Below are 11,739 nucleotides of genomic sequence, written 5' to 3' on the forward strand. Positions count from 1 at the left end.
AGCGTCCGCGCGTGGGGGCGTGACGGAACCGGACCGAGTATGCCTGCGATTTGGCGTGGCGCAAACGGGGTGAATACGCGAAGTTGAACAGACCATGACCTTTGGCGCATTGGCGACATGCATGCCGAGGTGGTTTACTTGCCTACAACACCTGTTCACGCATCCACTAGGACACGACGATGTCGCCACGCTCCTTCTTGCCCGGCCGCAGTGGAATCTGCGCCGCAGTACTGATCTCCACCAGCCTTCTGCTGGGCGGCTGCAAGACCAGCGATGGAGAGGCCAAGGCCGCAGAAGAAAAAAAGGCCGTGGATGCAGTGCCGGTGGAAATCGCCAAGGCAGCGCGGCGCGCGGTGGCCGCCAGCTATACCGGTACCGCAGCGCTGGAGCCGCGTGCGGAAGCGCAGGTGGTCGCCAAGACCTCCGGCGTGGCACTGGCGGTGATGGTGGAAGAAGGCCAGAAGGTGTCGGCCGGCCAGGCGCTGGTGCGACTGGATCCGGATCGCGCGCATCTGGCCGTTGCGCAGAGCGAAGCGCAACTGCGCAAGCTGGAAAACAGCTACCGCCGCGCCACGCAATTGGTCGGTCAGCAGCTGGTGAGCGCAGCCGATGTGGATCAGCTCAAGTTCGATGTGGAAAACAGCCGCGCGCAGCATCGGCTGGCATCGTTGGAGCTGTCCTACACCACCGTGCAGGCGCCGATTTCCGGCGTGATCGCCTCGCGTTCGATCAAGACCGGCAACTTCGTGCAGATCAACACGCCGATCTTTCGCATCGTCGACGACTCGCAGCTGGAAGCCACGCTCAATGTGCCCGAGCGCGAACTGGCGACGTTGAAGTCGGGCCAGCCGGTGACCTTGTTGGCCGATGCGCTGCCGGGCCAGCAGTTCGTGGGCAAGGTGGATCGCATTGCGCCGGTGGTGGATTCGGGCAGCGGCACGTTCCGTGTGGTGTGCGCCTTCGGCAAGGGCGCCGAGTCGCTGCAGCCGGGCATGTTCGGGCGCATCCGTATCGATTACGACCAACGCAAAGACGCATTGGTGATTCCGCGCCTAGCGCTACTCGATGATGGTGAACCTGCGGTGTTCGTGGTGCGCAATGGCAAGGCCAGCCGCGTCCCGGTGAAACTTGGTTACGCCGAAGGCCCGTGGCTTGAAGTGCGGCAGGGCTTGAAGGAAGGCGATCAGGTGGTGACCGCCGGCAAGGTGGCGCTACGCGATGGCACTGCCGTGCAGGTGATTGGGCAGCCCGATCGCAAGCCGGTTGCCGCTGCCCCGGCTGCTGCGCGCGATGAGACGCACGCATGAGCGACCACGGCAACGCGCACGGCTCCCTGCACGACCCACACATGCCAACGCCTGGCGGCGGCGGGCTGGTGGTCTTTGCGACACGGCGGCGCGTGACCATCGCCATGATCACCGTGACCATGCTGTTGTTCGGCGTGATCGCGCTGCGTAGCCTCAAGATCAATCTGCTGCCCGACCTGAGCTACCCCACGCTCACCGTGCGGACCGAATACACCGGCGCGGCGCCAGCGGAAATCGAGACGCTGGTGACCGAACCGGTGGAAGAAGCCGTCGGCGTGGTCAAAAATCTGCGCAAGCTCAAGTCGATCTCGCGCACCGGGCAGAGCGATGTGGTGCTGGAATTCGCCTGGGGCACCAACATGGACCAGGCAGGCCTGGAAGTGCGCGACAAGATGGAAGCGCTGTCGCTGCCGCTGGAAACCAAGCCGCCGGTGCTGCTGCGCTTCAATCCATCCACCGAACCGATCATGCGGCTGGCGTTGTCGCCCAAACAGGCGCCGGCGTCGGACGCAGATGCGATTCGTCAGCTCACCGGTCTTCGCCGGTATGCCGACGAAGATCTGAAAAAGAAGCTCGAACCGGTGGCCGGTGTGGCCGCGGTCAAGGTCGGCGGCGGGCTGGAAGACGAGATCCAGGTCGATATCGATCAGCAGAAACTGGCGCAGCTCAATCTGCCCATCGACAACGTGATCACCCGGCTCAAGGAGGAGAACGTCAACATCTCCGGCGGCCGGCTGGAAGAAGGCTCGCAGCGGTATCTGGTGCGCACGGTGAACCAGTTTGTGGATCTGGACGAGATCCGCAACATGCTGGTCACCACGCAGAGCAGCAGTAGCAGCGCCGCCGATGCAGCGATGCAGCAGATGTATGCGATTGCCGCGTCCACCGGCTCGCAGGCGGCGCTGGCGGCAGCGGCGGAAGTGCAGAGCACGTCGTCGGCGTCCAGCAGCAGCATCGCCGGCGGCATGCCGGTGCGGCTGAAAGATGTGGCCGACGTGCGCCAAGGCTACAAGGAGCGCGAGGCGATCATCCGCCTGGGCGGCAAGGAAGCGGTGGAGCTGGCGATCTACAAGGAAGGCGATGCCAACACCGTGTCCACGGCCGCCGCACTGCGCGCGCGACTGGAGCAGCTCAAGGCAACCGTGCCGGGCGATGTGCAGATCACCACCATCGAAGACCAGTCGCACTTCATCGAACACGCGATCAGCGATGTCAAAAAAGATGCGGTGATCGGCGGTGTGCTGGCGATCCTGATCATTTTCCTGTTCTTGCGCGACGGCTGGAGCACGTTCGTGATCAGCCTGTCGTTGCCGGTGTCGATCATCACCACGTTCTTTTTCATGGGCCAGCTTGGCTTGAGCCTCAACGTAATGTCGCTGGGCGGGCTGGCGCTGGCCACCGGCCTGGTGGTGGACGATTCGATCGTGGTGCTGGAGAGCATCGCCAAGGCCCGCGAACGTGGGTTAAGCGTGCTGGATGCGGTGATTGCCGGTACCCGCGAAGTGAGCATGGCGGTGATGGCGTCCACGTTAACCACCATCGCGGTGTTCCTGCCGTTGGTGTTTGTCGAAGGCATTGCCGGGCAGCTGTTCCGCGATCAGGCGCTGACGGTGGCGATCGCCATTGCGATCTCGCTGGTGGTGTCGATGACGCTGATTCCGATGCTGAGTTCGCTCAAGGGCGCGCCGCCGATGGCGTTTCCGGATGAGCCGGACCACCCGGATTGGACGCCCGAACAGCGCTGGCTCAAGCCGGTGGCTGCCGGCTTGAGCGGGGCGGGGGCCAGCGTGCGCTACGCGTTCTTCGGCGGCGCGTGGGTGGTGGTCAAACTGTGGCGCGGCATCGCACGGGTGGTGTCGCCGGTGATGCGCAAGGCCAGCGACATTGCGATGGCGCCGTACGGCCGTGCCGAGCGCGGCTATCTGGCGATGTTGCCGGCAGCGTTGCGTCGGCCCGGTCTGGTGCTGGGATTGGCCGCCGCCGCGTTTGTCGGCACCCTGTTGTTGGTGCCGATGCTGGGGGCGGACCTGATCCCGCAGCTGGCGCAGGATCGCTTCGAGATGACCGTGAAACTGCCGTCCGGCACGCCGCTTGCGCAGACCGATGCGCTGGTGCGCGAGCTGCAACTCGCGCACGACAAAGACCCCGGCATTGCATCGTTGTATGGCGTGAGCGGCAGCGGCACGCGGCTGGATGCAAACCCCACCGAAAGCGGGGAGAACATCGGCAAGCTTACCGTGGTGATGGCTGGCGGCGGCAGCCCCGAAGTGGAAGCGGCGGCGACGCAGCGGCTGCGCAGCAGCATGGTCGGGCACCCTGGTGCGCAGGTGGATTTCGCGCGGCCGGCGCTGTTTAGTTTCTCCACTCCGCTGGAAGTGGAATTGCGCGGGCAGGATCTGGGTGAGCTGGAGCGGGCCGGGCAAAAACTGGCCGCAATGCTGCGCGCCAATGGGCACTATGCCGACGTCAAATCGACGGTGGAAGAGGGATTTCCGGAGATCCAGATCCGCTTCGATCAAGAGCGCGCCGGTGCACTGGGCTTGACCACGCGGCAGATCGCCGATGTCATCGTCAAGAAGGTGCGTGGCGATGTGGCCACGCGCTATAGCTTCCGCGATCGCAAGATCGATGTGCTGGTACGTGCGCAGCACAGCGACCGTGCCAGCGTGGATGCGATTCGCCAGCTGATCGTCAATCCGGGCAGCAGTCGCCCCGTGCGCCTGGCCGCCGTGGCCGAGGTGCTGGCGACGACCGGCCCGAGCGAGATCCATCGCGCCGACCAGACCCGCGTGGCGATCGTGTCGGCCAGCCTGAAGGACATCGACCTGGGCGGTGCGGTGCGCGAAGTGGAAACGCTGGTGCGCAAGGACCCATTGGCTGCCGGCGTCGGCATGCATATCGGCGGGCAGGGCGAGGAGCTGGCGCAGTCGGTCAAGTCGTTGTTGTTTGCGTTCGGGCTGGCGATCTTTCTGGTCTATCTGGTGATGGCGTCGCAGTTCGAATCGCTGCTGCACCCGTTCGTCATCCTGTTCACCATCCCGCTGGCGATGGTGGGCGCGGTGCTGGCGCTGCTGATGACCGGCAAGCCGGTCTCGGTTGTGGTGTTCATCGGCTTGATCCTGCTGGTGGGCCTGGTGACCAAGAACGCGATCATCCTGATCGACAAGGTCAACCAGTTGCGCGAAGAAGGCGTGCCCAAGCGTGAGGCCTTGATCGAAGGCGCACGCTCGCGTCTGCGGCCGATCGTCATGACCACGCTGTGCACCTTGTTCGGCTTCCTGCCGCTGGCGGTGGCGATGGGCGAGGGCGCGGAAGTGCGCGCACCGATGGCGATCACCGTGATTGGCGGCCTGCTGGTGTCCACGCTGCTGACGCTGCTGGTGATTCCGGTGGTGTACGACTTGCTGGATCGCCGCGCGGACGCGTACTACCTGGAGCGCGGCCGGCGCATGGCGCGGCAGCAGGCGCAGACGCGTGAAAACACAGACGGACTGGAGGCGCTATGAGCGTTGCGGCCTTCAGCATTCGTCGCCCGGTCACCACCATCATGTGCTTCGTGTCGTTGGTGGTGGTGGGCCTGATTGCCGCATTCCGATTGCCGCTGGAGGCATTGCCGGACATCTCGGCGCCGTTCCTGTTCGTGCAATTGCCGTACACCGGCTCCACCCCTGACGAGGTGGAGCGCAACCTGGTGCGGCCGGCCGAAGAAGCCTTGGCCACGATGACCGGCATCAAGCGCATGCGCTCCACCGCCACTGCCGATGGCGCCAACATCTTTATCGAGTTCTCCGATTGGGACCGCGATATCGCCATCGCCGCATCGGATGCGCGCGAGCGGCTGGATGCGATTCGCGACGATTTTCCTGATGATCTACAGCGCTTCCATATCTTCAAATGGTCCAGCAGCGACGAGCCGGTGCTCAAGGTGCGCCTGGCCAGCCAGACCGACCTGACCGGCGCGTACGACATGCTCGACCGCGAGTTCAAGCGGCGCATCGAACGCATTCCCGGCGTGGCGAAGGTCGAAATTTCCGGTGCCCCACCCAACGAGGTGGAGATCGCCATCGCGCCGGATCGCCTCACCGCGCACGACCTCAGCCTCAACGACCTAAGCGAGCGGCTGGGCAAGCTCAATTTCTCTGTCTCTGCCGGGCAGATCGACGACAACGGGCAGCGCATCCGGGTGCAGCCGATCGGCGAGTTGCGCGACCTGCAGGAACTGCGCGATCTGGTCCTCAATGCCAAGGGTTTGCGTCTGGGCGATATCGCCGAGGTACGCCTCAAGCCCACGCGCATGAACTACGGGCGGCGGCTGGATGGGCGCCCGGCGATCGGTCTGGATGTCTTCAAGGAGCGCAGCGCCAATCTGGTGGAAGTGTCCAAGGCCGCGCTGAAAGAGGTGGAAGACATTCGCGCCGAGCCCGCGATGCGCGACATACAGATCAAGGTCATCGACAACCAGGGCAAGGCTGTGACCTCGTCGCTGGCCGAACTCGCCGAGGCCGGGGCGGTGGGCCTGTTGTTGTCGATCACCGTGCTGTTCTTTTTTCTGCGGCATTGGCCATCGACCTTGATGGTGACCCTGGCGATCCCGATCTGCTTTGCGATCACGTTGGGCTTCATGTACTTCGTCGGCGTCACGCTCAACATCCTGACGATGATGGGTTTGCTGCTTGCGGTGGGGATGCTGGTGGACAACGCCGTGGTAGTGGTGGAAAGCATCTACCAGGAGCGCGAGCGCATGCCCGGGCAGCCGCAGCTGGCGGCATTGCTGGGTACCCGCAGCGTGGCGATTGCGCTGAGCGCAGGTACCTTGTGCCATTGCATCGTGTTCGTGCCGAATCTGTTCGGCGAAACCAACAACATCTCCATCTTCATGGCGCAGATCGCGATCACCATTTCGGTGTCGCTGTTGGCATCATGGCTGGTGGCGATCAGCCTGATCCCGATGCTGTCGGCGCGCATGAAGACGCCGCCGATGGTGACCTCCGACCATGGTGTGATCGCCAGGCTGCAACAGCGCTATGCGCGGGTGCTTGCATGGACGCTGGCCCACCGCGGCTGGAGCGTGGCCGGGATTATCCTGGTCAGCGCCATTAGCCTGGTGCCGATGAAACTGACCAAGGTCGACATGTTCGGCGGCGATGGCGGCAACGAGGCCTTCATCCAATATCAGTGGAAGGGCTCGTACACGCATGAGCAGCTGGGCGAAGAGATCGGGCGAGTCGAGAATTACCTGGAAGCCAATCGCGAGAAGTACCACATCACCCAGGTCTATTCGTGGTTCAGCGAGGTGGAAGGCAGCAGCACGACGGTGACCTTCGATGCGAGCAAGGTCAAAGACCTGCCGCCATTGCTGGAGCAGATCCGTAAGGCGTTGCCGCGTTCTGCGCGGGCTGACTACAGCATCGGCAATCAGGGCGATGGTGATAGCGGCAACCAGGGCGTGCAGGTGCAATTGGTTGGTGACTCCACCGAGGCGCTCAAGTCGCTGGCCGATGAGGTGGTCCCGCTGCTGGCGCAACGCAAGGAATTGCGCGACGTGCATGTGGATACCGGCGATCGCACCAGCGAGCTGGCGATCCGTGTCGATCGCGAGCGTGCTGCCGCGTTCGGTTTCAGTGCGGAGCAGGTGGCCAGTTTCGTGGGGCTGGCACTGCGCGGTACGCCGTTGCGCGAGTTCCGTCGTGGCGACAATGAAGTGCCGGTGTGGGTGCGTTTTGCCGGTGCCGAGCAAAGCAAACCGGAAGATCTGGCCGGCTTCAGCGTACGCACCAAGGATGGCCGCAGCGTGCCGCTGCTGAGTCTGGTCGATGTGCAGATCCGCCCGGCAGCCACCCAGATCGGGCGTACCAATCGCCAGACCACGTTGACCATCAAGGCCAATCTGGCCGAGAAAATCACCGTGCCGGAAGCACGCGCGGCGATGGAAAAGCCGCTCAAGGCAATGAATTTTCCTGCCGGTTACAGCTACACCTTCGATGGCGGCAACTATCAGAACGACGGCGAAGCGATGGGCCAGATGGTGTTCAACCTGGTGATCGCGTTGGTGATGATTTACGTGGTGATGGCGGCGGTGTTCGAATCGCTGCTGTTCCCGGCCGCGATCATGAGCGGGGTGCTGTTTTCGATCTTCGGTGTGTTCTGGCTGTTCTGGATCACCGGCACCTCGTTCGGCATCATGTCCTTCATCGGCATCCTGGTGCTGATGGGTGTGGTGGTGAACAACGGCATCGTGATGATCGAGCACATCAACAATTTGCGCCGTCGCGGCATGGGACGCACGCAGGCGCTGGTCGAGGGCTCACGCGAGCGGTTGCGGCCGATCATGATGACGATGGGCACCGCGATCCTGGCGATGGTGCCGATCTCGCTGACCAGCACCACGATGTTCAGCGACGGCCCGCCGTACTTCCCGATGGCTCGCGCCATCGCCGGCGGGCTGGCGTTTTCCACCGTGGTCAGCCTGCTGTTCCTGCCGACGATCTACGCCATTCTCGACGACATGAGCAACGGCGCTGCGGCACTGGTGCGCCGCGCGCGTGGTGTGCCAAAGACGCCGCCCGTGAGCGTTGCGTTGGAGTCTTGAGCAGTCAACGGCGCTGAAGTTTTCACGGCGTAAGGCATCTACCAGTGTGCTGGAGCCTTGAATGGCATAAGGCGCACAAAGCCACGCTCCCCTCGGGCGAGGAGGCACAGCTTGCGCGCCATGGGCGCGCGTGCCTTGGAGCGCCCGCGCCGCAAGCGCGGGCCAGGGCGTGGAGCGGGGGGTATGGTGAGGGTACGGGTTCTGCGGGCACTGCCAAGCACCCGGCTGTCAGTTACTGGCTTCGGTGAGGGGCAGCAGCGCGGCCGGGAATCGGCTCCTCGGCTCGGTCAGACATCCTGTCTGACTCGCCGCCGCGGCACATCCATGTGCCGCTCTCCGCCAATCCCCGGCCACGCTGCCGCCTCGGTACGTCGTTGTCATGACTTTGAGCGACTACAACGGCAGCGTCGCCATTGTTCGGACTCTGTATTTATTGCTCGTAAACTAAGAGCGGCTAACAAAACTTAGCGAACGGCCGCCTGGCGGCCACGCAGTAATTTTGTTAGCTGCTCTGAGTTCCCGAGCACTTGTGGTTATTTGAAGAGCACACAGGCCTTTTTCTCGCAGCTTTTTCATAGAGCGAGCAGGTCCCTGCTTCACGCCACGACGCAATTAATGACGCCTGCGGACGAGCATGTGTTTCGCAGGAAGCCGAGCTTTCCGTTCCGCCAATGCCACAATTTCGAAGAGCGGTCCGCGGGCGCCGGGGTAGGACCTTACACGACAGGGATGTCGTGTAAGAGCCCCCATGGATGGGTTCACGGCGTGTCCTGCCCCCGGCGCCCGTGGACCGCTCCCACGCACAGAATCAAGGCGCCAGCCAACCATGCGTTCCTTAAGCCAAGATCAAAGCACCAGCAAACTGGGCTTTCCTCAATCGAAACGAAAGCGCCAGCTGAAAAAGTTTTCTTCGGCCAACCGCATTTCTTCACCAGATCAGCGTTCCACAGCCAAGCGGCTCTCCTCGGTAACTCGGCTTTTCAACTCTCTGCATGCGGCGCCCAGACATCAACCCGCACGCACCTGCCGAACGATCGCTGCGGCCTTGGCCGAGCTTTCCTTGACCTTGTCCCATTGGCCCTGGGCCAGCCAGTCCTTGGGCACCATCCACGAGCCGCCGATGCACAGCACGTTCGGCTGCGACAGAAACTCTGCTGCGTTCGCTTCGCTGATGCCGCCGGTGGGACAGAGCTTGAGCTCGGACAGCGGGCCTGCGAGGCCCTTGAGCATTTGCAGGCCGCCGACGGCAGTGGCCGGGAACAGCTTGCACACGCGAAAGCCCAGGCCCATCAGGGTCAGCAATTCGGTGGGGGTGGCTGCGCCGGGAACGGCCGGGATCGGCGCATCGGCCAGCAGGCGCGCGAGCGGGGCAGGCGTGCCCGGCGTCACTAGGAAATCCGCGCCGGCATCCACCGACTGACGCAACTGCAGTTCGCTCAGCACGGTGCCGGCGCCGATCACGATAGTGGGCAGTTCGCGCTTGAGCATGGCCAGCGCTTCGATCGCGATCGGCGTGCGCAGAGTGAGCTCGATCGCGGGCAACCCGCCTTCGAGCAGCGCATCGGCCACGCGGCGCGCCTGGTCCAGCGTATCGACAGTGACCACCGGCAGGATGCCGGCGTCGCGCAGCAGTTGTTCGGCGGTGTTCTGGGTCTGGGCAATCGTCATTGCAACTCCATTAGACGGCGACCGCCGGGGCAGTCGCTGAGAGGGAAGGGGATCAGGCGTCCTTGGACTCGTGCGGGGCGGCGGCTGCGGCAGCATCTGCGCCGAGTTCGTACTCGGCGTCGTAGCTCCACAGTGCACCGTCCGGATGCGTCGGGCCGCAGGAAATCGAGATCGCGCCCTGGTCGGCAGGGCCGACCACCTGGCGGTTGATCGCGAACAGGTTGCGGCCCAGGTCGTTGCCGGCCACGGCGGTATTGGGCGCCACTTCGCGCGATGCCCATTCTTCGGCCGAGACCAGCACTTCCAGCGTGCCGGCTTCGCCGTCCAGGCGCACCATGTCGCCCTCGCGGACGCGCCCGATCGGGCCGCCACGCGCGGCTTCCGGCGTCATGTGGATCGCGGCGGGGAACTTGCCCGAGGCACCGGACAAACGGCCGTCGGTGACCAGCGCCACACGCCGGCCCTGGTTCTGCAGCAGGCCGAGCAACGGGGCCATCGAATGCAGTTCCGGCATGCCGTTGGCACGCGGGCCCTGATACCGCAGCACCACCACGAAATCGTGCGGCAGCACGCCGGCGGCATGCAGCTTGTTGAGCACCTGCGGCGTGTCGATCACCACCGCAGGCGCTTCGATCTTGCGGTGTTGCGGCTTGACTGCCGACAGCTTGATCAGCGAGCGGCCCAGGTTGCCGCGCAACAGGCGCAGCCCGCCTTGCGATTCGAATGCATCGCTGACCGGGCGCGCCACGCTGTCATCGGCGGTGGTCGCGGTGCCGGGCACATAGGCGACCTTGCCGTCCTGCAAACGCGGCTCGTTGGCGTAGGCACGCATGCCGTCTTCGACCACGGTGGGCAGATCGTCGTGCATGTAGCCGGCGTCCATCAGCTCGCGGAAGACGAATGCGGTGCCGCCTGCGGCCTGGAAGCGGTTCACGTCGGCTTCGCCATTGGGGTAGATGCGGGTCAGCAACGGCACGGTCTGCGAAATCAGGTCCATGTCGTCCCAGGTCAGCACAATGCCTGCAGCACGCGCCACGGCGATCCAGTGGATGGTGTGGTTGGTCGAGCCGCCGGTCGCCATCAGCGTGACCACCGCATTGACGATGGCGCGTTCGTCGATCAAACGGCCGAACGGACGGAAGTCATCGCCCAGTGCGGAGATCGCCAAGGCCCGTGCGGTGCCCTCACGGGTCAGTGCATCGCGCAGCGGCAATTCCGGGTTGACGAACGAGGCGCCGGGCAATTGCACACCCATCGCTTCGAGCAACACCTGGTTGGAATTGGCGGTGCCGTAAAAGGTGCAGGTGCCGGGCGAGTGATACGACGACGCCTCGGCTTCCAGCAATTCGGCGCGGGTGGCTTCGCCGGCGGCATAGCGCTCGCGCACTTCGGCTTTTTGCTTGTTCGGGATGCCCGGCGTCATCGGGCCGGCCGGCATGAATAGCGCAGGCAGATGGCCGAAGGCCAGCGCGCCGATCAACAGACCCGGCACGATCTTGTCGCACACCCCCAGGTACACCACGCTGTCGAACATGTCGTGGCTGAGGCCGATCGCCGCAGCTTGCGCGATGTTGTCGCGCGAAAACAGCGACAGCTCCATGCCGGCGCGGCCCTGAGTCACGCCGTCGCACATCGCCGGCACGCCACCGGCTACCTGCGCGGTGGCGCCGAGCGCACGCGCGGCATCGCGAATCAGCTGCGGGTAATGCTCGAATGGCTGGTGCGCGGACAGCATGTCGTTGTAGGCGGTGATGATGCCCAGGTTAGGCGTGGCCGCACCGCGCAGGCGTGATTTGTCGGTCGGCTCGGAGGCGGCAAAGCCGTGCGCAAGATTGCCGCAGCTCAGACGGCTACGGAACGGACCCTCACGCAGGGCGGCATCGAGACCGGCCAGATACGCCGCGCGCGACGGCGCGCTGCGCTTACGGATACGGTCGGTGACAGCTTGGATGTTCGGATGCAGGCTCATTGGCTACCGGCTATGAGAAACGGGGAGAAATAAAACGCACTGTTTTTTTAGTTTAAATACCCGCATATGGAGGTGCGGGCTGGTGCGAGGGACTCGCATTGGATCGGCTGTTGCCAGGGACTCGCATCGAATCGACACTCGCGAAGAACTCGCATCTAAGCGGATGTCGCAAAGCTCTCGCATGCGAAGCAATCACAGCGTATCCG

General features: G+C 64.1%; 5 protein-coding genes. 3 read left to right on the forward strand and 2 right to left on the reverse strand.

The window, feature by feature from the left end; translation table 11 throughout:
• The first annotated feature begins 179 nt into the window (after positions 1-179).
• The 3 genes from XdyCFBP7245_RS10660 to XdyCFBP7245_RS10670 are packed head-to-tail and all read left to right on the forward strand — an operon-like array spanning position 180 to position 7,896.
• A complete protein-coding gene (locus XdyCFBP7245_RS10660; protein WP_170068607.1) occupies positions 180-1,307 on the forward strand; it encodes an efflux RND transporter periplasmic adaptor subunit in 1,128 nt (375 codons plus the stop codon).
• Entirely contained in the window at positions 1,304-4,813 is a 3,510-nt protein-coding gene (locus XdyCFBP7245_RS10665; RefSeq protein WP_104615631.1) for an efflux RND transporter permease subunit, read from the forward strand. The genes XdyCFBP7245_RS10660 and XdyCFBP7245_RS10665 overlap by 4 nt, the downstream gene beginning before the upstream one ends.
• Positions 4,810-7,896: an efflux RND transporter permease subunit gene (locus XdyCFBP7245_RS10670; RefSeq protein ID WP_104615632.1), complete on the forward strand. Its 3,087-nt coding sequence runs from the start codon at positions 4,810-4,812 to the stop codon at positions 7,894-7,896. The genes XdyCFBP7245_RS10665 and XdyCFBP7245_RS10670 overlap by 4 nt, the downstream gene beginning before the upstream one ends.
• A 1,008-nt stretch (positions 7,897-8,904) precedes the next feature.
• Here the strand turns inward: XdyCFBP7245_RS10670 and XdyCFBP7245_RS10680 are convergent.
• Both XdyCFBP7245_RS10680 and edd read right to left on the reverse strand, forming a co-directional pair.
• Positions 8,905-9,564 carry a bifunctional 4-hydroxy-2-oxoglutarate aldolase/2-dehydro-3-deoxy-phosphogluconate aldolase gene (locus XdyCFBP7245_RS10680; RefSeq protein ID WP_104615633.1) on the reverse strand — a complete coding sequence of 220 codons (660 nt, stop codon included), beginning with the start codon at positions 9,562-9,564 and terminating at the stop codon, positions 8,905-8,907.
• Between the two features lie 52 nt (positions 9,565-9,616).
• Positions 9,617-11,533, reverse strand: a complete 1,917-nt coding sequence (gene edd / locus XdyCFBP7245_RS10685; protein ID WP_104615634.1) for a phosphogluconate dehydratase — start codon at positions 11,531-11,533, stop codon at positions 9,617-9,619.
• Between the last annotated feature and the right edge of the window lie 206 nt (positions 11,534-11,739).

This window comes from Xanthomonas dyei, assembly GCF_002939865.1.
In the GTDB taxonomy this organism is placed as follows: domain Bacteria; phylum Pseudomonadota; class Gammaproteobacteria; order Xanthomonadales; family Xanthomonadaceae; genus Xanthomonas; species Xanthomonas dyei.